Genomic DNA, 23,879 nt, shown 5'->3' with positions numbered 1-23,879 from the left:
ATTTCAATTGGTATTTAGTGAATCCATGACTTGTAATAATCCTGATCTTCGATCTCTAAAGCTTCCTTTGTTAACATAAGGGGGCGGAAAGGATCAATCATAACCGCTAGTTCCTCCGTTTTTTGTTGTCCAATACTTTTTTCAACCGTTCCTGGATGTGGTCCATGCGGAATCCCCCCAGGATGTAATGTTATTTGTCCTTTTTCTACCGATTTTCGACTCATAAAGTCACCATCTACATAGTATAGCACCTCATCAGAGTCTACATTACTATGGTTATAAGGTGCAGGAATTGCATCTGGATGGTAATCATATAATCTTGGGCAGAAACTGCATAAAACAAAAGAATTAGTTTCAAAGGTTTGATGTACTGGAGGTGGTTGATGCAACTTACCGGTGATGGGCATAAAATCATGGATTGACAATGCCCAAGGATAATGAAATCCATCCCAGCCTATAAAATCAAAAGGATGACTTCCATATACATATGGGTATAATAATCCTTGCTTCTTAATTTTTACAACAAAATCACCTGACATATCATAGGTTTTTAAATCAGTAGGTTTTCGAATATCACGTTCACAAAATGGAGCATGTTCCATTAACTGTCCGAACTCATTCCTATAGCGTTTCGGAGTGCTTATTGGTTCAAATGATTCGATAATAAACAATCTATTTTCGGCATTATCAAATTCAAATTGATGGATTATACCTCGGGGAATTACTAAGTAATCTCCAAAAGAAAATTTGATCTCTCCATATCCTGTTAACAATCTACCTGAACCATCATGTATAAAAACTACCTCATCAGCTTGACTGTTTTTATAGAAATAATCATGCATAGATAAACGTGGAGCAGCAACGGAAATATGTAAATCTGCATTCACTAATACCGCTGTTCGGCTCTCCAAATAGTCATCTTTCGGATGAACTTGAAATCCTTTTAGGCTGGTATGCTTTAAATGCTTTTCGCGAGCTATATGGGGACTCACATCGATTGGCTCTTTAATTTCTTTCACCATCGTTGGTGGAAAACAATGATACACTAAGGAATAAACATTGGAAAATCCATGTGTGGAAACAAGTTCTTCTGCATATAAAGACCCATCAGTTTTCCGAAAAACAGTGTGCCTTTTTGGAGGAATTTGTCCTAATTGATAATAAATAGGCATAACTAAAAGTTTATAATAATGAAAATCAATTAACCGGAATGGTTAAAACAACTGCGAACTGGGAGAAGATAAATTTAGTACTGCGCAAATACCACATTAGCAATCAATGCTCTTGTTAGAGGCATTAGACCTGTTGGAAGGTTATTCAATTGCTTGATTGAACAGTTCATAATGGTGTTTATACATTCAAATATAAAGTAAAAAAATCATATATTTACTTCGAATTCAGAAAATTATTTGGATAATATGAAATAAATTTTCCAAATAACAAACTGATCAATAGCCAAAAAAATAGTAGATCATCGTTTTAGCATTTATGAAAATTGCCACCTGCCTTATCGATAAGCAAGCCTATTTAGCCATCATTATTGATGAGTTTGCATACCCGATACCCAAGGATCATCCGGAGCTTCCATCAACGATTTATGAACTGTTAGCACAAGGAGCATCCGGCTTTGATAAATTAAAAAATATACAAGATCAAATCCTAGCAAGCAAATCGGAAATAATCCCAGCTTATCATTTAAAAGAAATTCAGCTTTTAGCCCCAATTCCAAGACCGAATTCCTTTCGGGATGCGTATGCTTTCCGCCAGCATGTAGAAACTTCCAGAGCCAATAGGAATTTGCCAATGATTCCAGAATTCGATGAATTTCCAGTCTTTTATTTTTCAAACCATCTCAGTATTCAAGGACCAGGGCCAGTATATATTATGCCTAAACAATTCGAGCAATTAGATTTTGAACTGGAAATTGCTATATTAATTCATAAGGAAGGTAGAAATATTCAGGCCAAGGATGCAGATAACTACATTGCTGGCTATATGATACTCAATGATTTTAGTGCTAGAAAACTGCAAATGGAAGAAATGAAATTAAATCTAGGCCCTGCGAAAGGCAAGGATTTTGCAACTACTATAGGCCCATATTTAGTAAGTAAAGATGAATTGAAACCTTACCTAATCCCCACAAAACCTGGGCATATCGGAGATAGCTATGCATTAACTATGACCTGTAAAGTGAATGGTATACAGGTGTCTCAGGGTAATGCCATCGATATGCATTGGACCTTTGCAGAAATTATTGAACGGGCCTCTTATGGTGTCACCCTATATCCCGGCGATTTGATTGGCTCAGGTACTGTAGGTACTGGTTGTTTTTTGGAATTAAATGGCACAGCCATTCGTTCCAATCCCAATGCTCAAATGCAGTGGTTACAAGCAAATGATCTCGTAGAACTGGAAATAACCGCATTAGGTACATTGAAAAACCAAGTAATTTTAGATATATTTTAGTAGAAACTTCGCTTATCCATATCATGCCCAATAAGTCAACAAAAACATTCTATCAAGAAAAAGACCGATTCACTTTTGATAATCTGATTAAATATGCCGTTGCTCCAAGACCCATTTGTTTTGCAAGTACCATAGATACAGCTGGCAATGTTAATCTTAGCCCATTCAGTTATTTTAACTTTATGTCTCAGAATCCACCAATATGTGTATTTTCCCCACTTAGCCGCATGCGCGATGGTTCGCATAAACATACCCTAGAAAATATTCAGGAGGTTCCGGAAGTCGTTATCAATATAGTAAACTTTAGTATGGTTCAACAGCAATCATTAGCGAGTACCGAGTATGCTAAAGGAATAAATGAATTTACCAAAGCTGGATTACATGAAGTTCCCTCCTTACATATAAAACCAGCACGTGTAGCAGAAGCGCCAATACAGTTGGAATGTAAAGTGAGAGAAGTCATTGAAATCGCTAGTATTCCAGGTGCGGGCAATTTGGTTATCGCAGAGGTCATCTGCATGCATATTCAAGAACATTTATTAACAGCGGATAATCAACTCCATCAAGCTGATTTAGATTTAGTCGCACGCTTAGGAGGAGATTGGTATTGTAGAGTTACCAAGGATAACCTGTTTCAAGTTCCAAAACCACTGCGTAAATTAGGAATCGGCATCGATCAACTTCCTGAACATATCCGTAAATCTCCCTATTTAAGCGGAAATCACCTCGCTTTACTAGCAAATATTGAACACATACCCACTCCAGATCCGCAGTTTCATTTTCAGGATATATGGTCCACTATTTCCAAAGAACCAATTAATTTGGATGATTTAAATCAGGAAATCAGCCATAACATGGCCATGAAATATTTGGATAATGGAGATTTAAACACGGCCTGGCAAATCTTATTAATCCGTTAAATCAAAATTAATCTTCAGCAATGTCGCTAAACGGATGCCGTCTTGAATCTGTTTCGTGAATTCAGGGTATTTTTTCATTTTTTTGTTCAAATCAGTTAATGCAAATTTCCCTAATTCTGAATAATCCCAAAAATGGGCCAATTCATATACTTCAAGCATTGCTAACCAATCTTTAGGATATTCATTTTTTAATATTTCATATATCTCAAACAATGGAATATCATTTGGCTGATCTTCTCTTATGTTCCTAAGCTTAGCATATAAACCAAATAGTTTAAGTTTTTTCTTGCTTATTGAACTTGATTCCTTCTTGGAAGAAGCTAACTTTGATACAGGTTCAAACGCTAATTTATCCGCCGCACCAGCATATACCGAATGAATTGCTTCTCCTAAAGCCATATCATAAATTCCCCATTCCGGCTGAAATAATACAGTTTGACTGGGAATATGGATGGTTATACATTTATCAAAACTAATCAGGATATTTTTATCAGCAGACCTCCATATTTGGATCACTTCACCAGTTACTTTTATACCCGATTCAAAGAGAATGCTTACCCATTCTCCACGGATAATACCAGCATTATTCAACTCGATGAAAGTGAAATCTTCCAAAGGTTTACTATAGCCAATCAATTTACCTACCGGTGATCCAAATCCATCTTGATGATAAGATGTACCATGACCTTGGAGTTCTTTACCATCAATTGATAAGGCTGTAGGTCCATTAGTTTTAATATAAACTAAATCATTGTCCAAGTTTATGTCTTGAAAAATTCCAGATACTTGTAGTCCCGAACTATAAACTGCAGTTGCCATATGCCCACTGTTAACAGCTTTGCAAATACCTACTTTTCCTCCTTGTCGAAATGCCATTTGATTTGCAAACTCTTCCAGCACCTGATAGGCTTGTTCAAAATCCCGACTTACAAAAAGTTGAGGTTGTGGTTTCGTGATATCATAAGCATAGTCCAATGCAGCTAATGTATAATTTAGTTTCTTCACATCCTCTTGAAGACAGCTGGCACTTTCTCCAATTGAAGATAATAAACCAGCTCCATATATTTTGAAATCTTCGACGGTTCCAATCAAACCATATTCGACAGTCCACCAATGTAATCTACTTAATAAAGTCATTTCTGATGGCTCCTCCGCTATCGCTAACGCTAGGTCCAATTGTTCATTAGCTTTAGCTAATTCGTGCTCTTTCACATGCTCCTGCTCTTTTAAAATCGATAACTCACGAATCGCTTCATATACGGCAAAATCCTTTGCTGAACTCATGGCTTTGGTACCAATTTTTCCAAAATATTGTAAATATGCCGCATAGGCTGGTTCTCCAATAATTGGAGCATGTCCCGAGGATTCGTGAATAATATCTGGAGCTGGGGTGTAGGTGATATGATCAATTTGCCGAATGTCCGCAGCAATCACCAATACACAGTTTGCTTGGAATTCCATAAACGCCGCTGGAGGAATAAATCCATCTACAGTAACTGCAGCCCAACCTATTTTTTGCAAACTATCATTCATCTGCTGCAAATCTGGGATATATTCTATACTTAAACCGGCTTTTCTTAAACCTGGAATGTAAGGATAAAATGCTACCTCTTTTAAAAATTCATAATTCTGTCGCATAACATATCGCCATATCGCTTGATCTTCTGCAGTGTAACGATTATAATTTTGAGCAACAACATATGGAGCAAGGTGCTTCGGCAATTTCTCGAGTATTGGATTATTATAGGTTTGCATCAAATTTTATTTAAACAAAACTAATTATATGAAATCAACTTATCAACTTATTCGAAGTAAAATAAATTATTATTTACATTATTCATACTCTAAGTAAAATTCATTCAAAACATCCAAATTTTCATTTTATCGAGCTTAAAATTAAAATAATGCGACAGTTACCCTAATTCAAATAAACTTTTGAGAATTAATCCATATTAATTTTTTTAATTTAAAAAAAAGAAAAAGGCATCCTTGGATGATTGAACGTATAAGAAAGCATATTTATTAACTATTTTATACTTTTGCAAAACTTCTTAATCCATTAATCTGTTCTTAGGGTTAAGAATCTGGCAGATCATGTGCCAGTTATACTATGTTATTATGGAAGACAATTTAAGAATCTTTGATCTAGCATTTAGACAATTAGATCTATATCCTAACCTGCCGATTATGTCGCATAAAATCGAAGGTGAGTGGATTAATATGAGTACGGAGGAATTTCTGAATGAAGTCAATCAGCTTGCTAAAGGATTGTTAGCTCTTGGAGTGAAAAAGCAAGAAAAGGTAGGGCTTATTGCAGATAGTAGCCTGGAATGGCATATCATTGATTTTGCTATCCAACAAATTGGAGCAGTCGTTGTTGCCATATATCCGAACATTACCGATACAGATTATCAATTTATTTTTAATGATGCAGAAATAAAATTATGCTTGGTAAGTAATAAAAACTTATATAATCGATTAGTAAATCTCAAAGATTCGATCTACAGCCTACAATACATTTTCTGTATTGATGAGCATATTGAAGCTAGAAACTGGAATGAACTAAAAAAAGTAGGTTCCCAAATTACAGATGACATCCTCCTAACTCATCGGAATAGCGTTCGTTCCTCAGACTTAGCAACTCTAATTTATACTTCAGGAACAACCGGTAAACCAAAGGGAGTAATGCTTACTCACCACAATATTATCAGCAATGTACTTGCTGCTCGTGAAATTACACCATGTCAAGCTTTTGACCGGGGCTTAACATTCTTACCTCCTTGTCACGCCTATGAACGCATGGTGATCTATACCTATATGTATATTGGTATTACAATTCACTTTGCAGAATCATTAGACAAAATTGGGGCAAATATTAAAGAAGTAAAACCTCATATCATGACAGCTGTCCCTCGAATACTCGAAAAAGTATACGATAAAATCATGAAAACCGCATTAGAATTAACTGGATATAAACGCAGCATCTTTGATTGGGCAGTTAAAATAGCCGAACAGTATGATCCAAAACCAGAAAACAGGTCTTTTGCTTATCAATTGAAATTAAAGATTGCCCAAAAATTAGTATTAGATAAATGGTATGAAGCCCTGGGTGGTCATTTAAAAACAGTTGCCTCGGGTAGTGCTTCCCTACAAAGTAAATTAGCCCGTGTCTTTCTTGCTGCTGGAATTCCACTTTATGAAGGCTATGGTATGACGGAAGCTTCACCCCTAATCTCCGTAAACCATTACTTGAAAGGCACCCGAATAGGTACTGTAGGACTTCCTGTAAAGTTTGTAGAAGTAAAACTAGCAGAAGATGGAGAAATCTTAGTTAAAGGACCTAATGTGATGCAAGGATATTACCAAAACAAGGAAGAAACTGATAAAACTATCATCGATGGCTGGTTACATACTGGAGATATCGGAACTTGGGAAGACGGAGAATTCTTAAAAATTATTGACCGTAAAAAAGAAATGTTTAAAATTTCTGGCGGTAAATATGTCATTCCTCAGCCTATTGAAAAAAAATTAGTAGAGTCCAATTTTATTGAACAGGCCATGGTTATTGGCGAAGGCCAAAAGTTCGCATCTGCCTTTATCGTCCCCAACTATGCCCATTTACAAGATTGGAGTAAATATGAAGCCCCAGAACTTTTAGGACTCTCCAAATTGGAATTTTTAAAACAACCTCAGGTACTTCGTAAGATTAATAAAGAAATTCAACTTGCTAATCAACACTTTGGAAATTGGGAACAAATAAAAAAACCGATTATTCTACCCAATGAATTTAGCATTGAAGATGGTGAGCTGACGCCTACGCTAAAGATGAAAAGGAAGGTGATCCTTGAAAAATATAAAAAAGAATTTGATGAGCTCTATCATGTGGAGGCAGAATAAAAAAAATTGCTCAATCAAATCCTTTTTTTTGGGCAATGATTCCCTTATTTCTAAAAATATTAACTTATCTTTAAATAAGCACTTCTATTAATCATCGAAAAATTATACTGATATGAGAGATCAATTTTTAAATGTTCCCTTGATAAAAAACGAAGAAAATAAACGTTTCGAAATCCAATTCAACAATTCATTAGCATTTATTGATTACAAAGAAACATCTACTACCATTGCGTTAATCCATACCGAAGCTGCAGAAGAACTAGCAGGAACAGGAGCAACGGCTGCGTTGGTAGAGAAAACATTGATGAACATACGCGATTCAGGTAAACTTATTGCCCCTTATTGCCCCTATGTTTATGCATTTATTCTTAAAAATCCGCAATGGAAAAAATATGTCTCGCCCTCTTTTCCAAAATACAAAGAGTTAATGGAGCAGGCTTAAAATGCAATTAGTATTTAGCAAACAATTGGATGTAATGATTTCTAACCTAATCGTTTCTTATAGCGATTAACTTCGAATGCTATTTTTAAATTCCCTAAATTTGCCTGCTAAATACTAATTAATTTAATTTTATTAATCATTGTATTCCCACTTACTTATCATTCATTCCTACTATCGATGGATAGTATTGTTTGCGTTAATCTTACAATTCATCTGGGTATGGATGCAATATCGAAGAAATAAAGTTTTTAATAAACAAGATTACCAAATCTTGCAGGGCTTTATTGGCATATTCAATATTCAGTTTTTATTAGGTTGGTTATTATTTTTTAATAGTCCATTATCGATGGCTTTTTGGGGAGATGTAGGAACCCACCTAAAAAATCGAGAGTTGCGTTTTTTTGGACTAGAGCATATCTCTATGATGAGTTTAGGAATTATTTGGATGAATATTTTGGGCAGCAAATCTAAGACTAAGATCGGTGTGCTACATTTTAATTATCTATTTAAAAAACTGTGTTGGATCTACCTCATCATCTTATCTTCCATACCTTGGGCATTTTCACCTTTAACCAGTCGACCTCATTTCAGATAATCTATTTTTGAAAATAATTGATAAACTGAACAATTGAAGTCGCTAAAATTACAGCCAAAACAAGGTATTTAAAAACTTTTTCAGACGTTTTAAGTAAAATAAGCTTCCCTAAATAACTACCAAATAAACTAATAAGAATTAAAAAAGGGATTAATCCAATAAATTCTTTAGGAAAATAGCCTTGGCTTACGTAAATAATTGCTCGACTTAAATCAACGCCTAAATCAATTAATGAAGATGTCGCAATAAATACATCTTTAGGTAAGTTAAATGCAGCCAAAGTAATCCCTCGAATTGCACCTCCAGTACCAACAAGGCCAGCGAAAAATCCAGAAAGTATCCCTCCTACGTATAAATTTCGATTACTCTGTGCCAATGGTTTATTAAATCGAAAAAGGAGGAATATTGCCAAACAAAAGATCAGTATATTCATTCCTAATTCCATTTCTTCCAATGGAATATAATTCGTTAATAATGCGCCTAAACTCACAAAAATGACCGCTGGAATTCCCAACTTTATGGCTATTCCTTTGTTAATGCCATTTCGGAATAGTGCGATTTTAGACAAGTTACTAAATACATGAAAAACTGCTGTTATACCTAGAACCGTTTTAAAACTAAAAAACAAGGATGCAGTCGGCACAAATAAGATCGATGATCCGAATCCCGATACAGTACCAATGACCTCGGTAATCAAAGCAAGCACTAAGAAAACAACATACTTTTCCATTTGGAGATTCCCCAGAATTCATAAATACCAAAAATAGCGTTTGCTAACTGATGGTGAAGGCTAATAAAGCTTCAAATATAAATGATTCTAAGAAATAATCAAGTATTAATCCAGGACAACTATCGCCATCCTCCCCCTAAGGAACGGTATAAATCTACATAGGAAACAAGACGTTCTTGTTTCAATTCTACTAAAGCCAAATCACTATTTAAGGCATTGCTTTGCGCAGTGATCACTTCTAAATACGTGGCATAACCACCTTTAAATAATAAATTTGCATTCTTAACCGCTTTTTGCGCATTTTCAACCCGCAATTGAGCAAATTCCAATTGCTCACGCTGCTTGCCGTTTGTAATAATCACATTAGATATTTCGTGTACTGCTTCCAAAACTGTTTGTTGAAAAACAAGCTCCGCTTTATCCCTTTCCAATTTGGATATTTCCCATTTCGTTTTTAAAGATTTTCTCTTAAAAATCGGTGCAGTTAAATTCGCCCCAAATCCTCCTAACAAAGATCCCGGAATAGTAAACCAATTTTTAGGAAGCATGGCATTCAGGCCAAATTCCCCACCTAAGGATAAATTTGGGTACCGCATTATTTGTTGAATATTAACTTCGGCATTCGCTGCAACCAATTCCAATTCAGATTTTCTGATATCTGGTCTATTACGAACAATCTCGAGTGGACTCCCTAATGAAATCTCCTTAATTTCCGCAAATAGTTGCTCATAATTTGTCCCTCGCTGTATTTGATTGGGCAGCTGACCAGTTAATAAGCTTAAGGCATTCTCTTGGATCGTGATTTCTTTCTCCAATTCTGGCACCAACGATGCCGCAATTAGTCGCTGAGATTCCGTTTGCTGTATGGCCAATGCCGTAATTTCTCCGGCTTGAAATTGCAAATTCAACATGTGCTTGGTACTGTCATTCAATTCTACATTTCTTTTTGCAACTTCAATTTTTGCATCTAACATAAATAAATTGAAATAACCTTTGGCAACCTCGGCAATTAGTTTAGTTTGAATAGCATGTTTTTGCTCATGTTCATTGAGCCAATCTGCATTGAGAAGATCTTTAGTTTGTCTAATTTTTCCCCAGATATCTATTTCCCAACTAAAGGCGACATCAGAACCAAACTGCGACAAATACGTGTACATATTTTCAGGAGCTTTTTCACCCTGCTTTTCGTACCATTTTGAGGAGGCTGATGAACCAAATTCTTTTGAGCGCCACTGCTTATTCACTGTACCCAAGGTTGCGTCTACATCTGGAAGATAATTGTATGAATTCTGCGACAGTTGTTTACTAGCAATGTCAATATTTAAAAGCGCCATTTTCATATCATAATTATGTGCTAAGGCTGCGTCTATTAAAACTTTCAAATGTTGATCCTGAAAAAACATCTCCCAAGATAAATGGCTGATGCTGGAAGTATCTCCAAAATTCAATAAACTGTCACCTCGAAAATGGTCGGGAATGGATACCTCTGGACGAACATACTTTTGCCCAATTCGACAAGATTGAATCAGAACCATACCAAACCATAAAATCGCCAAAATCCTAAGCATTTTTACAAAATTTTTCTTTACCATTATTCCTCCTCAGATTTAAACTTTTTACGAACGGCCTCATCCCAGGTTTTAAATACAACGAAAAGCATGGGAATAATAAAAATACCGATGGAAACGCCAAATAACATCCCTCCTGCTGCACTAAAACTAATGGAGTGATTCCCGATAGCCGATGGACCAACCGTCCACATCAAGGGGATAAGCCCAGCGACAAAAGCCAAACTGGTCATTAAAATGGGTCTCAATCTTAATTTTGCGGCTTGCAATGCTGATTCAATAATACTTAATCCCTTGGCTCGTTCTTGCACCGCGAATTCAACAATTAGAATTGCATTTTTCGCCAATAATCCTATTAACATAATCAAACCAACTTGAACATAAATATTATTTTGAAGCCCTACGAGATTCACACAAGTAAAGACCCCCAACAAACCAACCGGTATTGATAGTAACACGGCCAGTGGAATGATATAACTTTCATATTGTGCTGCCAAAAGGAAGTAAACAAAAAGGATGCTTAGCATAAAGATGAAAACCATTTGTGTACCAGATTGACTTTCTTCCAGACTCATGCCCGTCCATTCATACCCCAAGTTTGCGGGTAGGTGTTCTTCTGCATACCTTTCAATGGCCTTCAATGCATCTCCCGTACTGTAACCATCCGCAGCTGTGGCATTCACGTTAATCGCATTGTACAAATTGTACCGTGTAATAGTTTCAGGACCAACTACTTTTTCTAAGGTTAAAATGGTATTTATAGGCACCATATCCCCGCCTGCATTACGAACAAAAATGGAATTAAAAGATTCGGGATCTTTTCGATAATCGAAATCAGACTGTACATAAACACGGTATTGCCGACCAAACCTATTAAAATCACTAGCTTGGACTCGCGCAAAATAAGAACGTATAGTAGCCATTAAACTATTAATACTCACGCCCAAGGTTTTTGCTTTGACCACATCAATATCAACAGCATATTGCGGAAAATTCGATTTAAAACTACTGTAGGCTGATGCAATTTCAGGCAATTCATTTAACTCTTGAATGATGGTATCGGCAATTTTATTGAAATCACGTATATCCCCGCCGAGACGATCTTGCAAAACCAATTCTAATCCGTCAAAATCTCCAAATCCTTGCACTGTAGGTCTGGAAAAAACCGTAAACTTAGCTTCATGTAAAACTGACAAATCCTTTCGGATGCTGTCCATAAAATCATTGATTTTTGTTATGTGTTTACGTTCTGCATGGGGCATTAAATTTATGTAGCCAGCAGCAAAAGCAGGACTCGAACTGGCATCCAATGCATTATATCCAGATACTGTAGTCATCCCTAGGATATCTGCCCTCCTTTTTAAAATACTATCTGCCTTATGCAACGTTTCCGTCGTTCGAGCTAAAGAAGCGCCCGCAGGCATGGCTAAATTATAAGTAATAAAACCATCGTCTTCTGTTGGAATAAATGATTTTGGAGTTTTCATCATCATAAAAATTCCCAATCCAGTCACGACAACTAGTAATCCCCAACCCATTATTTTGCGATCAATAAAATAACGCGCAAGTACCATATATTTCCTGCTAAATTGATCGAATGAATGATTGAATGCCTTAAAGAAACGTGATTGATATTGCTTAAACTTAGATCTTTTCTTTTTAGCTTCTTCGGCTTCATCAGGAAATTTTAGCAATAAAGCACAGAGCGCCGGACTTAGGGTTAAAGCATTTAATGCGGATATCAATATGGCTGTAGCTAAAGTATATGCAAACTGCCTGTAAAATATTCCTGCAGGTCCTTCCATAAAGCCCACTGGTAAAAAAACAGCTGCCATGACTAAGGTGATGGATAAAATGGCTCCTGTAATTTCGGACATCGCAGATAAGGTGGCCGTCCTTGCTTTCTGACCTGTTTGATGCATTTTACTGTGAATTGCTTCCACCACTACTATCGCATCATCTACTACAATACCAATTGCTAAAACCAAAGCAAACATGGTCAGTACATTCAAGGAAAAACCGAACAATTGTAAAAAGAAAAATGTGCCTATTAAGGATACAGGTATCGCAATGGCTGGAATAAGTGTTGATCTAAAATCTTGCAAGAAAATAAATACAATCAGAAAAACCAATACAAAGGCTTCTAGTAAGGTATGTTTCACTTGATTGATGGATTCATCAATCTGATCCCGAACGGAGTAAGTAATTTCATAGTGAATACCCTTGGGAAAGGTTTTAGCCTGCTCTTCCAAAACTTTTCGCACCTCTACATCAATATCATGGGCGTTTGATCCACTGGTTTGTGTTAAATTCAATGTTAAGCCAGGAAACCCATCTACTTTATTATCAGAATTCAAATTTGTGGCACCAAACTCTACCCGAGCTACATCTTTTAAATAAAGTACAGAGCCATCTTTATTGGTTTTTATTACGACTTGTTGAAATTCTTCAGGCTGACTAAAGCGGCCTTTATGCCGAATTACCGTTTCAAAAGCTTCTTCCGATGTTTCGCCGAATTTTCCGGGTGCTATCTCAAAATTTTGATCTTTGATGGCATCAGAAACATCTTTTGGAACCAAGTGATAGAGGGCTAATTTTTCTGGATTTAACCATACCCTCATTGCATAATCCCTAGCCCCTAATCGCGATACTTGAGCTACGCCATCTACCCGCAATAAGGGCCTCAATAAATTGATTTGAGCAAATGCTTGTAAAAAAGTTTCATCGTATAAACTATCGGGATGATCGCTATATAAATTGATGGTCATGATAACACCACTTTGTCTTGGCATCGTGGTTACGCCGGCTTCATTCACTTCGGGAGGAATAGAATTTAGCGCTTTGGAAATACGCGTTTGCACATTTACAGAAGCGATATCAGGATTAGTCCCTGTTTTAAAAAACACGGTTACCGATCCAGAACCTGAATTGGAAGCACTGGATTTAATATAGGTCATATCCTCCACACCATTTATGGCTTCTTCTATGGGCAGTATTACGGAGGACGCCACGGTTTCTGCTGTTGCTCCCGGATAACTAAGGGATACCACCACACTTGGTGGAGCAATTTCTGGAAACCGAGTTACGGGTAGCAATTTCATCCCTAGCAGCCCGAGAATAACTAAAATAATAGAGATGACCGTCGCTAAAACAGGACGTTTTACAAAGGTTTTTAACATAAATTATTGGATTATCCATAGCCTTGCTAAACCAAAGAGATTAACTAAGGTTTCAAGGACATGTTATCTGATTAAAATTTTGGATACGTAGAATTTTTATTGCAGTATAGGCTGAATGATTGTTCCATCTGTTAATTTATCAAATCCGCTCAAAATAACTTGATCCCCTTCTTCAAGACCCTCAGAAATAATATAATTGGATTTACTTTTTCCAGCGATTGTCACGTTTCGTCGTTGGGCCTGGTTTTGCTTATCCACAACAAAGACAAAAGTTTTATCTTGTAATTGACTGGTAGCAATTTGTGGGATTTGCATCACTTGATCTTTAACTTCCGAAATTTTTAATGTTCCCGAACTTCCTGAACGAAGTATATTATCGGGATTTGCAAAAGTAGCCCGCAAGGATATAGCCCCTGTCATACGATCTACTTGTCCGTTTACAGCATCTACATCTCCTTTCAACGGGTATTCCTCCCCATCCGCAAGCACTAGCGTTACTTTGGGAAATGTAAGTTTTTTCAATTTATCGAAAGCTCGACCTTCTACACTGTCTTTTCTTGCTTGCGCTTTAGAAAAATATAAAAAGTCCGATTCATTCATTGCAAAGTAGACATATACTTCTTGGATATCCGATAAAAAGGTAAGCGGTTCCTTATCTCCTTTTGCTACCAAATTACCTATCCGTTTCGGTATACGACCTATATATCCATTCACAGGTGCTTTTATTACCGTAAAATCTTTACTTAATTTTGCCGATCGAACTTCCGCATTCGCCTGATCCAAACCCGCCTTCGCAACTTCATACTCTGATTCTGCGGAGGCTAATCGAACCGAAGAAATTACTTCATTGTCTACTAATGGTTTTAATCGATCAACCTCTAATTGGGCATTTTTCAATTTTGCCTTAGCCACATTTGCATTCGCTAAGGTATTATTTAAATCCTCTTGGTAAAAAGAAGGATCAATTTTAAATAAGGATTGTCCCTTACGCACAAATGAACCTTCATCCACATATATCTCTTCCAATAAACCTTCTACCTGTGGACGAACTTCAACATTGATTTTACCCTCAATAGTTCCTAAATAATCCTTTACCGTGACTGCGTCAGATTTATTGACTTGATAAACTGGAAGCGCTAATAATTTGTTTTGATTTTCCTTCTCTTTGGATTTTGATTCCGAACAACTAGAAAGTATGGCTACTGAACTAATAAATAAAATGGATCTTATAAAAATTTTCTGCTGTTTTTTTGTAATCATATGCTAACTGTACTTTTCGTAATATTTTTATTACACTACTTATATAAACGTATATTTTATCAATTATTGCTTCGTTTAACATATGTTAACATATTAATTTAATGTTAAAAACTATTTTTTTTTCTAATTGACTATAAACGAATACTTTCCAAACTATGTATTTGTCATGGAAAAAATATTTTAAAAAATTCATTCAATTTAAATTCTGAATCTGATATCCAAACCATACTAAAATATAATTTAAGGAATAGGTTAATTAGTATTGAAAAAAACAGATTGTTATCAATTAATATATTAAAAGACAATTATTTTATTATTAATATATTAAATTAGCTAAAACATTTCATTTTACTAAATATATTAAATCACCAATCAAACAATCAGTAATGTTAGACGAAGAACAATTTATACGTTTATTTAATCAATATTATGACCGTATTTTAAATACACTATATAAAAAAATTGGTTCGACTGAAACTGCACATGACCTTACCCAGCTAACTTTTTTCAATTTATGGAAATACAAAGAATCCTTTAATAAGGAATTACCTGAAAATATACAGATATACCGTAAAGCCAACCTGGTTTTTATAGATTGGTTACGAAAAGAAGCAAATCAACGAAAACTATTAGCTGAAATAAAACAAAATTTACCAAAAGCAATCGATGAAGTTGACCACAGTTTGCAGGACCATTTAAATAATGCAATGCAATCACTCCCCCCGATGAGAAAAAAAGTTTTTAAGCTAGCATACATTCAAGGTTACTCTCATAAAGAAATAGCTGAACAGTTAGACATCTCTGTCAAAACAGTGGATGCGCATATATACAAAGCATTAATTCAATTAAGAAAAATACTATCTGTAATCAGTATTATCTACCATTTCTACAAACATTAGTTAGTAATCTCTTATTTAATTAATTATTTTTTTTTACAGCGAGTAGGTAATTTATTAATCTAAAACGAATATGATTATGTAAAGAATTAGGCTCTGCTATATTATGACGCTCAATACAATAAAAAATGATCAGATTCACCGTTTCATAAATAACCTCTCAGATCCTGAAGAGGCGAACTATCTTTCTCATTATTTCAAAAACGTCATTGAAGAATTTGACCAATATATGGATTATGAAGAAATTTCCGAATTAGACTTTATAAACACGCTCCCTTATTATAGAATTGAAATTCTCAACAACATTCTTAATCACCAAAATAAAATTAAAACCTTTAAAAGATTCTTGTTGGTTGCTAGCGTCGTTATAGCAATTACCATAGGATGTTGGTCCATTTTTCATATCAATCAACCAAAATCATTTAAAACGAATCTTGAACGAAAGGGCATGGTACATGTCGTTAACTTGAATTTAAAAGACAAAAACTACGTATTACCTGATAGTTCTTTTATCCAATTAAAACCAAACACAGAAATTTCATACGATAGCTTAAATTTTAAAAAAAATAGAATCCTTTATCAACTTAAAGGTACAAGTCTATTTCAAGTAAAATCCAATATGAATTATCCTTTTACTGTCATTGCAAACCACATACTTACGACAGCCACAGGTACAGAATTTTCAGTAGAAAACAACCAGTCTAAAAATCAAGTTATTGTTTATTTGATCAAGGGAGTTGTTACCTTAAACTCAAGTCATGAACATTTTAAATTGAACAATTTTCAACTCTATCCAAGCCAAGTTTGCACCCTAGATTTATCCAATTCGGCTATTCATATCAAAGAAAATGCAATAGTTAAATCTTACAAAACAACAAATGAAATTAGCAAAGAAGAGTTGAAAAATGAACTGGTTTGGACCAACAAAGAAATCATTTTTAATAAAATTAAACTACGTGATTTATTTATCCATTTAGAAAACCATTATTCAGTAAAATTTAACATCGTAGATGCAGCTCTAAATCAATCTACAATCACGGGTAAAATTTATTATGAAGACTCACTGGATACAATTGTCAGGGCTATCTGTGAAATTTCAGGTCTTAGTTATAGTATACAGCAAAATCAATATTTTATAAAAGTCAAAAATAAACCTTTAAAATTAGACAATTAAATACTATATACATTAAATGTTTACGCTTAGGAATATACCTTTTATTTCTATGTGGAATGGCTATACCTGTCGCTGCGCAACAAAGCATCCACATTCAAGGAAAAATATTATCCGAATCAGGCATCAGTTTAGGTGGTGCAACTATCAGAACCAAGTTGAATAAATCAGGAAAGATCAACAATGTATTAGCTGATGACCAAGGTATCTTTACCTTAAGAGATATCTTATTAAACGAGAGATATACCCTATATTTTGATCATATTGGATACGAAAGTGATTCTATTCAAAATTATCAAGTATTAAGTAGTGAATACAATTCGCTATTAATACGATTAGTTCAAAAATCTAACCGAATCGATGATATCGTTGTAATAGGATATGGTACACAAACTAGAAGAACTATTACAGGAGCGATATCTTCAATCAATGCCCATAATCTAAAAGACATGCCTGTAATGCGATTAGAGGACGCATTGAAAGGCAGGGTGTCTGGGGTATTAATTACAGCGAGCTCAGGAATCCCAGGGAGTCCATCTAACGTCAATATCCGAGGTATTACCTCAATTAACGGTGGAAATCCATTGTATATTGTAGATGGGATTCCAATCGATGGCGGAATTGATTACCTTAATCCTTCAGACATTTACTCCATTGAAGTTCTTAAAGATGGTGCATCTGCAGCAATATATGGTACAAAAGCTGGCGCCGGTGTGATTATTATTACCACAAAAAAAGGAAAAGCTGGAAAAACCCAAATTAATTTCACTGGCTACTATGGACTTCAAAGTCCTGAACGTCAAGTAAATGTTTTAAATCCTGAACAATATGCCATATTACGAAATGAATCCTATTTAGCAGCAAATCCAGATAAAGATCTCTTATTCCCAAACCCAAAGGCATTTAAACAAGAAACAAATTGGCAGAATGAAATATTCAACAAATCTGCGCCAATTCATAATACTGAAATAAATTTAATAGGTGGAAATGAAAAATCAGACTTCTATTTTTCAGCAGGACATCATCAACAATTTGGAATAGTATTATCTGAAATATCCAATTATCAACGATTTAATACCCGAATAAATTCAAATCACCAAATTAACAAATGGATTAAATTTGGAGAAAATATCGCTTACGCAAAAACCAAAAATCAAGGTGAAGTTTCAGCAAATAATTATCTTGGAGGCACTCCACTTATTTCTGCACTTAACCTAGACCCAATTAGCCCAGTATTTGTCAGTAATGATGATTGGTTAATGCAAGAACCCTACTTCTCTAACCAGCAATTCCTTGTTCGAAATACGAATGGAATTCCATTCGGCATTTCACCTTATGTAAAAGAAATGGCTAACCCTCTGGCCTTTGCTGAAACCAGAAAAGGCAATTTTTATTGGGGGGATAAGTTTGCTGGGTCTGTATTCCTGGAAATTGAACCTATCAAAGATTTAAAAATTAAGTCAATGTTAGGGTTCGATTATGCTTTTTGGGGCACAGAAAGTTTTTTTCCTAAGTTTTACATGAATGAAACATTCTACAATAAATCCAATACCAGTTTTAATCGGGACATAAATAAGTCGCTAACCTGGATTTGGACCAATACAGCAACATTTTCAAAAAGCTTTGGAGCGCACAACTTGGCTTTCCTACTGGGGTCTGAAGCCATTGATCGTTCCGCACAATTTGGCCTAAACGGTGATTTTCGTAATATCCCAGCTGATAAATTTGAAGATGCTAGTTTAAACTTTCCAATTATTGCCGAAAATACAGTGGCTACGGGATGGGATGCGCAACCTTACACCATGGCTTCGTATTTCGCTAGAGCAACATATGATTTCGCCGGTAAATACCTGTTTACCGGAGTTTTAAGACGCGATGGCTCTAGTCATTTTGGTCGAAATAACCTCTATGCTACCTTTCCTGCCTTTTCTTTAGGATGGAATATTCACCAAGAAGCATTTTGGAAAAAAAATGAAATCATCAATAATTTGAAACTACGCGTTGGTTACGGTGTCAATGGAAATGAAAATATAGCCCCATTTCTTTTTGTTTCTACTGTAGGTTCAGCTGGGATGTACGTGGTAGGCGATCAAATTGAATTAGGCAATGCTCCCCAAGCACCTGCAAATCAAGACCTGAAATGGGAGAAAATTCAACAAACCAACCTAGGTATAGATGCCCTCATATTTCAAAATTTCAATATTAGCTTAGATTATTTCACTAAGAAAACAGACGATATGCTATTAGCAATTAACCTCCCGGCCTATGTAGGAGCAACGGCTACTCCCTATGGAAATATTGCTTCCATGATAAATAAAGGTCTGGAATTAGAACTTTCATATCAGAAAAAATTCAATGCTTTTCAACTGAACCTGTCCGCAAATACCAGCTATATTCAAAACAAAGTGACCAATTTAGGAGTCAACGAATTTTTATCAAATGCTGGATTTCAGGCTGCATCTTATGAAATTAGTCGTAAAATGGTTAATCAACCGGTCAATTTCTTTTACGGATTTGAACAACATGGTATTTTTCAAAATCAACAAGAGGTCAATTCTTACCTTAATTCTCAAGGTGAATTATTGCAACCAAATGCCGTTCCAGGTGATTTCAAATGGGCTGACCTCAATGCCGACGGGAAAATAGATGCGGATGATCGGACTTACTTAGGCAACCCAACCCCTTCTTGGATGTTCGGATTCCATGCTGATGTTATGGTTAAAAACTTCGATTTAAAGGTATTTGCACAAGGGGTTTCCGGAAATAAAATCTTCCAACAATTAAGAAGACTCGATGTGCCAAGTGCAAATTATTTGACTTCAGCTTTAGAACGATGGACGGGTGAAGGTTCTACAAATAGTTATCCACGCTTATCAGATATAGATTTAAATGGAAACTTCACAAATCCTAGCTCATTCTACCTTCATAATGGATCTTTTTTAAGAGTCAAGACTCTTCAAATAGGCTACAACTTTCAAAAAGAACAAGCAAGAAAATATAAAATTGAACATATACGCTTCTATTTAAGTGCCAATAACTTATTTACACTTACCCCATATAATGGATTTGATCCTGAAATCGGAGGGGCACTATTTGGAATTGACCGAGGGATATATCCCCAAGCGAGATCTTTCAGTTTTGGATTGAATTTAACCCTATAATTTAAATGTACATGAAAATTCACCTTTATAAAACATTCAGCCTGCTTACTTTAATTTACTGTATTCAAAGTTGTTCAAAGAATTTTTTAATAGACGACCCTAAAGGCAAAGAGCTTGAAATAAATTACTACAAAACACCTGAAGAATTATACAGTGCTATGATATCGGCCTATTCCATTCTTTCCAAACAAGTTTCCGATCGTTCTGCAAATTGGTATAGTAGTAAATTAGTGCCATTAAATGCGGCTGCTGATGAATGTTATGCCGGAGGTGGATCTGCTAGTGATCAACTAGCATGGCAAGCCATGAGTAATTACAAACTATTAAGTTCAACGATGGGACCCCAAGCGGCATTCTGGGGCAATAATTACGATGGTATTTACAGAGCAAACTTAGTTATCGAAAAATCAGAAACAAATATCCCAGGTCTGAATGAAGAACTCAAACACAGATATATTGCGGAAGCTAAATTCTTAAGAGCCTATTTTCATTTTGAATTGGTCAGATTATTTAAGAATATTCCACTGATTAACAAAGTTTTGAATGCTGATGATTGGTATACGATTACTCAATCTTCATCTGAAGAAATTTACAAACAAATTGAAGAAGATTTAAAAGCCGCGATTCCTGATTTACCTGAAAAAATTCAAGTTAAGGAGCAAGGTCGTGCAAGCAAAGGTGCGGCAATGGCATTGCTGGGAAAAGCTATTTTATTCCAAAATAAAGACGATAGAATGATAGAAGCAGCGACTTGGTTCAATAGTGTTTTAAGTTCAGGTCAATACGCATTACTCGCCAACTTCGGAGATATTTTCAACCCGGAATTAAAATTCAATCAGGAATCCATTCTAGAAATTCCGCAAACAAATAAGCAAAATGCGACTTGGGAACATACCGACATTCTAGGTAATTTATATCCAACGATTATAGGGCCACGAGCTTACGTCGGACCTATTTATTGGGGAGGAGGATATGGTTTCAATCCTGTAAAGGAAAGTTTTGCGCTAGAAATGAAAGCTGATCCAAGATATGGCTTTACGATTCTAAATTTAGATAGTTTAGTAAACAGCAATACAAATGCATCATATAGCAAAGGGTATCAAAATTCGGGTTATTTTATTAAAAAATTTGCAGCATTAAAGAAATATGAGTCAACAACAGGTATTGCTGAATTAAATTGGCCAAATAATTATATTGAAATACGATTAGCAGATGTGTATCTAATGGCAGCAGAAGCACTTGTAAGAGGAAAAATAAACGCAGTTGGCAATAACGGTCATACGGCACAATGGTATCTAGATGAAGTTAGAAAACGTGTTAAATTAGCTTCTGTGCCTGCGACATTAAGCAACATATACCAGGAGCGAAAAATGGAGTTAGCCATGGAAGGACATCGCTTTTATGATCTCGTAAGAACAGGTCAAGCCGCCGAAATCTTAGCCTTTAAAGGTTTTGAGAAAAATAAAAATGAAATTCTGCCCATCCCTTTAAACGAATTGAATAATACGGCCTTGAACCAAAATCCTAATTATTAAAACTAAAACTATACCACATGAAAATTATTAAACGGATTGCTTCGCTAGGTTTAAACTTTCTGTTCTTTTGCCTAATTTCTTGTCAAAAAAATATAGAGAACCTAGGTCCCGCGACTAAAGGTGATTTTGAAATACTTCAATCTAGCCCATACCAATTCACTTTAAAAAACACCACGGCAAAACCAACAATTTCAAGATGGAGAATTCCCAACTTAGGTAAAACATTTGAAGGTGATACTGTTTCCGTTTACATTGGAAGTTCTGGGACATATGATGTGATTTTATATCCAACATCAAAAGGTGGTATTGACTCTGTCGTAAAGCAAATTGAGGTGATTGAAAATGACCCTGAACTATATAATAAAGAAAGTTCCATTGTGGTTTCAGGTTGGTATAATGATGGATGGAATCAGACGAGTCATCAAGTCTATCTCAATAATGATAAGCTGTTTTCTGAAGTTAACCCGTATTGGTACAACCTTGGCACAGATAGTCAGGAACCTGGAAACAGTGTGGCAGATGGATCTATATACGAAAGACCTTATGTTTTCAATGCACAACAAATAGCACAAGTTCGTAGCCGAGGAGATTTAATGATACCAACTATTGGTGATATGTCTAGAAATCAAATCAATGAAATACTTGCTTCAGAAGCATCTCAAGAAAACTTAATAAATAATTTAACTCAAAAAGCATTATATAGGAATTATGATGGATGGGATTTAAATTTTGAACATGCAAATGAAATAGACAAAGATAAATTCTCCGCATTTGTGAAAAAATTAGGAAAAGCATTAAAAAATAACCATAAAATTTTAGATGTTACGATAGGCGGAATTCCTAATGAACTTGAAGAGTCCTATTGGATATTCGATTATAATGCTTTGAATATTCCAGAAGTACGCTACATCAAAATAATGGCATATGATCAATATTTACGTGGTACTCCTAACTTAAATCCTGTTAGTGAATAGCTGGGTCATTAATATTTTAGATTACGCCATTCACACTCGAAATGTTCCTCCAAAGAAAATTATTCTAGGTATTGCAAACTACGGATGGTCTTTCAAATATAATTCAGATGAAGGTCAAATTATTCGGCCATTTACACCTTGGGAAGAATACATGTCGAAACCCGGATTTCAAAGTTGGTATCAAGATTGGTGTGATGAACTTTACGGAGAATGGTTTGAAAATGATGTATACCATGCTGCATTCTTCAATAATGCGGAATCCGTTAATAAAAGAATCAACTTAGTGAACTTATATGGTCTAGCTGGAGTTTGCTTTTGGGTTTTGGGCAAAGAAGACCCAGCAATATATTCTACTAAAATTCCTGTCACACTACCAGGATCACGATAATTTTATAAAAAAACATAGTTAATTCTAAAACATTCATTCTTCTACTTGTCTATAAAATCAAAACTTAATTATTTTTGTTATAGAGTTTCTAATAATCAATTATAAAATTTAAGGTATATCCAGTCATTTCCATAATAAACTTTATTAAACATGATAAAATTACAGTTCAAACAATCGATCAACGCTTCTGCGCAAAACGTTTATGAAACGATGTTAGGTTTAAAAGACAAACGTACATATGAATACTGGGTTTCTGTCTTTAATCCTACCTCCACCTATGAAGGCAATTGGGAAAAGGGTAGCACTATTAATTTTGTAGGGTTTGACGAATTTGGAAAAAAAGGCGGTCTAGTGGCGACCATAGTAGAACATCAACCTGCGGAATTCATATCCATCAAGCAGCTCGGAATATGGGCAGACCCTTTGAATACTTCCAATTCCCAAAGCATTGAAAAACTAGCAGGTGCACATGAAAACTACACTTTTGAAAATAATAATGGAAATACAACAGTTATCGTAGATTTAGAAACCTTGGAGGAATATTTAGAATTTTTTCAAGGTACTTATCCTATTGCTTTGGAAAAATTAAAAGATATTTCCGAAAGGGAATTAGCATAATTCAATATTAATTAAGAAAACCAAGTGAATTAAAATCTGGTTTATATAAGCAGAAGAACATGCCTGTAGACTCTAAATT

18 protein-coding genes are annotated in these 23,879 nt (G+C 35.3%); 12 read left to right on the top strand and 6 right to left on the bottom strand.

Going from position 1 to position 23,879, the window contains the following annotated elements:
• Nucleotides 1-14: 14 nt before the first annotated feature.
• A complete protein-coding gene (locus ACFRAE_RS09170; RefSeq protein WP_422796846.1) occupies nt 15-1,172 on the bottom strand; it encodes a homogentisate 1,2-dioxygenase in 1,158 nt (385 codons plus the stop codon).
• 316 nt (nt 1,173-1,488) lie between these two features.
• Here ACFRAE_RS09170 and ACFRAE_RS09165 point away from each other — a divergent pair, with 316 nt between their 5' ends.
• The gene (locus ACFRAE_RS09165; RefSeq protein WP_422796845.1) at nt 1,489-2,466 is read left to right on the top strand and encodes a fumarylacetoacetate hydrolase family protein; all 978 of its coding nucleotides are present in this window, start codon (nt 1,489-1,491) and stop codon (nt 2,464-2,466) included.
• Nucleotides 2,467-2,489: 23 nt separating this feature from the next.
• Complete coding sequence (locus ACFRAE_RS09160) at nt 2,490-3,386, top strand: flavin reductase family protein (RefSeq protein WP_422796844.1); 897 nt, start codon at nt 2,490-2,492, stop codon at nt 3,384-3,386.
• Here ACFRAE_RS09160 and ACFRAE_RS09155 read toward each other — a convergent pair.
• Nucleotides 3,375-5,141: an aromatic amino acid hydroxylase gene (locus ACFRAE_RS09155; protein ID WP_422796843.1), complete on the bottom strand. Its 1,767-nt coding sequence runs from the start codon at nt 5,139-5,141 to the stop codon at nt 3,375-3,377. The genes ACFRAE_RS09160 and ACFRAE_RS09155 overlap by 12 nt on opposite strands.
• Before the next feature lie 339 nt (nt 5,142-5,480).
• Here ACFRAE_RS09155 and ACFRAE_RS09150 point away from each other — a divergent pair, with 339 nt between their 5' ends.
• The 3 genes from ACFRAE_RS09150 to ACFRAE_RS09140 all read left to right on the top strand — a co-directional run bounded on the left by ACFRAE_RS09150 (nt 5,481) and on the right by ACFRAE_RS09140 (nt 8,320).
• Nucleotides 5,481-7,283, top strand: a complete 1,803-nt coding sequence (locus tag ACFRAE_RS09150) for an AMP-dependent synthetase/ligase (protein WP_422796842.1) — start codon at nt 5,481-5,483, stop codon at nt 7,281-7,283.
• Nucleotides 7,284-7,395: 112 nt separating this feature from the next.
• Nucleotides 7,396-7,725 carry a GNAT family N-acetyltransferase gene (locus ACFRAE_RS09145; RefSeq protein WP_422796841.1) on the top strand — a complete coding sequence of 110 codons (330 nt, stop codon included), beginning with the start codon at nt 7,396-7,398 and terminating at the stop codon, nt 7,723-7,725.
• Nucleotides 7,726-7,948: 223 nt separating this feature from the next.
• The gene (locus ACFRAE_RS09140) at nt 7,949-8,320 is read left to right on the top strand and encodes a hypothetical protein (protein WP_422796840.1); all 372 of its coding nucleotides are present in this window, start codon (nt 7,949-7,951) and stop codon (nt 8,318-8,320) included.
• 1 nt (nt 8,321) lies between these two features.
• Here ACFRAE_RS09140 and ACFRAE_RS09135 read toward each other — a convergent pair whose 3' ends face one another.
• The 4 genes from ACFRAE_RS09135 to ACFRAE_RS09120 form a co-directional block, all read right to left on the bottom strand.
• Entirely contained in the window at nt 8,322-9,050 is a 729-nt protein-coding gene (locus ACFRAE_RS09135) for a sulfite exporter TauE/SafE family protein (RefSeq protein ID WP_422796839.1), read from the bottom strand.
• A gap of 119 nt (nt 9,051-9,169) precedes the next feature.
• Nucleotides 9,170-10,618: an efflux transporter outer membrane subunit gene (locus ACFRAE_RS09130; RefSeq protein WP_422796838.1), complete on the bottom strand. Its 1,449-nt coding sequence runs from the start codon at nt 10,616-10,618 to the stop codon at nt 9,170-9,172.
• Between the two features lie 23 nt (nt 10,619-10,641).
• Nucleotides 10,642-13,797, bottom strand: a complete 3,156-nt coding sequence (locus tag ACFRAE_RS09125; protein WP_422796837.1) for an efflux RND transporter permease subunit — start codon at nt 13,795-13,797, stop codon at nt 10,642-10,644.
• Between the two features lie 96 nt (nt 13,798-13,893).
• Entirely contained in the window at nt 13,894-15,057 is a 1,164-nt protein-coding gene (locus tag ACFRAE_RS09120; protein WP_422796836.1) for an efflux RND transporter periplasmic adaptor subunit, read from the bottom strand.
• Between the two features lie 386 nt (nt 15,058-15,443).
• Between ACFRAE_RS09120 and ACFRAE_RS09115 the strand changes: the two genes are divergently transcribed.
• The 7 genes from ACFRAE_RS09115 to ACFRAE_RS09085 all read left to right on the top strand — a co-directional run bounded on the left by ACFRAE_RS09115 (nt 15,444) and on the right by ACFRAE_RS09085 (nt 23,800).
• Nucleotides 15,444-15,956, top strand: a complete 513-nt coding sequence (locus tag ACFRAE_RS09115) for an RNA polymerase sigma factor (RefSeq protein ID WP_422796835.1) — start codon at nt 15,444-15,446, stop codon at nt 15,954-15,956.
• A gap of 226 nt (nt 15,957-16,182) precedes the next feature.
• Nucleotides 16,183-17,127, top strand: coding sequence for a FecR family protein (locus ACFRAE_RS09110; protein ID WP_422796834.1), 945 nt, complete (start codon nt 16,183-16,185; stop codon nt 17,125-17,127).
• Nucleotides 17,128-17,183: 56 nt separating this feature from the next.
• On the top strand, nt 17,184-20,285 hold the full coding sequence (locus ACFRAE_RS09105) for a SusC/RagA family TonB-linked outer membrane protein (RefSeq protein ID WP_422796833.1): 3,102 nt from the start codon (nt 17,184-17,186) through the stop codon (nt 20,283-20,285).
• Between the two features lie 11 nt (nt 20,286-20,296).
• Nucleotides 20,297-21,820 (top strand): RagB/SusD family nutrient uptake outer membrane protein, encoded by a 1,524-nt coding sequence (locus ACFRAE_RS09100; protein WP_422796832.1) that lies wholly within the window; start codon nt 20,297-20,299, stop codon nt 21,818-21,820.
• A gap of 17 nt (nt 21,821-21,837) precedes the next feature.
• Nucleotides 21,838-22,794: a glycosyl hydrolase family 18 protein gene (locus tag ACFRAE_RS09095; RefSeq protein ID WP_422796831.1), complete on the top strand. Its 957-nt coding sequence runs from the start codon at nt 21,838-21,840 to the stop codon at nt 22,792-22,794.
• Complete coding sequence (locus ACFRAE_RS09090; RefSeq protein ID WP_422796830.1) at nt 22,787-23,182, top strand: glycosyl hydrolase family 18 protein; 396 nt, start codon at nt 22,787-22,789, stop codon at nt 23,180-23,182. The genes ACFRAE_RS09095 and ACFRAE_RS09090 overlap by 8 nt, the downstream gene beginning before the upstream one ends.
• Nucleotides 23,183-23,332: 150 nt before the next feature.
• Nucleotides 23,333-23,800, top strand: coding sequence for a hypothetical protein (locus tag ACFRAE_RS09085; RefSeq protein WP_422796829.1), 468 nt, complete (start codon nt 23,333-23,335; stop codon nt 23,798-23,800).
• Nucleotides 23,801-23,879 lie beyond the last annotated feature (79 nt).

It is taken from the genome of Sphingobacterium sp. HJSM2_6, assembly GCF_049316305.1.
Lineage (GTDB): Bacteria > Bacteroidota > Bacteroidia > Sphingobacteriales > Sphingobacteriaceae > Sphingobacterium.
Note: the sequence above shows the minus strand (reverse complement) of the source record. Positions and strands in the feature narration are given on the sequence as shown.

What these genes read in the sequence shown, in the direction of transcription:
- ACFRAE_RS09120 (WP_422796836.1), bottom strand. Translation starts at nt 15,057, where the DNA reads ATGATTACAAAAAAACAGCAGAAAATTTTTATAAGATCCATTTTATTT.
- ACFRAE_RS09135 (WP_422796839.1), bottom strand. Translation starts at nt 9,050, where the DNA reads ATGGAAAAGTATGTTGTTTTCTTAGTGCTTGCTTTGATTACCGAGGTC.
- ACFRAE_RS09150 (WP_422796842.1), top strand. Translation starts at nt 5,481, where the DNA reads ATGTGCCAGTTATACTATGTTATTATGGAAGACAATTTAAGAATCTTT.
- ACFRAE_RS09125 (WP_422796837.1), bottom strand. Translation starts at nt 13,797, where the DNA reads ATGTTAAAAACCTTTGTAAAACGTCCTGTTTTAGCGACGGTCATCTCT.
- ACFRAE_RS09155 (WP_422796843.1), bottom strand. Translation starts at nt 5,141, where the DNA reads ATGCAAACCTATAATAATCCAATACTCGAGAAATTGCCGAAGCACCTT.
- ACFRAE_RS09085 (WP_422796829.1), top strand. Translation starts at nt 23,333, where the DNA reads ATGATAAAATTACAGTTCAAACAATCGATCAACGCTTCTGCGCAAAAC.
- ACFRAE_RS09115 (WP_422796835.1), top strand. Translation starts at nt 15,444, where the DNA reads ATGTTAGACGAAGAACAATTTATACGTTTATTTAATCAATATTATGAC.
- ACFRAE_RS09160 (WP_422796844.1), top strand. Translation starts at nt 2,490, where the DNA reads ATGCCCAATAAGTCAACAAAAACATTCTATCAAGAAAAAGACCGATTC.
- ACFRAE_RS09165 (WP_422796845.1), top strand. Translation starts at nt 1,489, where the DNA reads ATGAAAATTGCCACCTGCCTTATCGATAAGCAAGCCTATTTAGCCATC.
- ACFRAE_RS09110 (WP_422796834.1), top strand. Translation starts at nt 16,183, where the DNA reads ATGGATTATGAAGAAATTTCCGAATTAGACTTTATAAACACGCTCCCT.
- ACFRAE_RS09095 (WP_422796831.1), top strand. Translation starts at nt 21,838, where the DNA reads ATGAAAATTATTAAACGGATTGCTTCGCTAGGTTTAAACTTTCTGTTC.
- ACFRAE_RS09170 (WP_422796846.1), bottom strand. Translation starts at nt 1,172, where the DNA reads ATGCCTATTTATTATCAATTAGGACAAATTCCTCCAAAAAGGCACACT.
- ACFRAE_RS09100 (WP_422796832.1), top strand. Translation starts at nt 20,297, where the DNA reads ATGAAAATTCACCTTTATAAAACATTCAGCCTGCTTACTTTAATTTAC.
- ACFRAE_RS09130 (WP_422796838.1), bottom strand. Translation starts at nt 10,618, where the DNA reads ATGCTTAGGATTTTGGCGATTTTATGGTTTGGTATGGTTCTGATTCAA.
- ACFRAE_RS09145 (WP_422796841.1), top strand. Translation starts at nt 7,396, where the DNA reads ATGAGAGATCAATTTTTAAATGTTCCCTTGATAAAAAACGAAGAAAAT.
- ACFRAE_RS09105 (WP_422796833.1), top strand. Translation starts at nt 17,184, where the DNA reads ATGGCTATACCTGTCGCTGCGCAACAAAGCATCCACATTCAAGGAAAA.
- ACFRAE_RS09140 (WP_422796840.1), top strand. Translation starts at nt 7,949, where the DNA reads ATGCAATATCGAAGAAATAAAGTTTTTAATAAACAAGATTACCAAATC.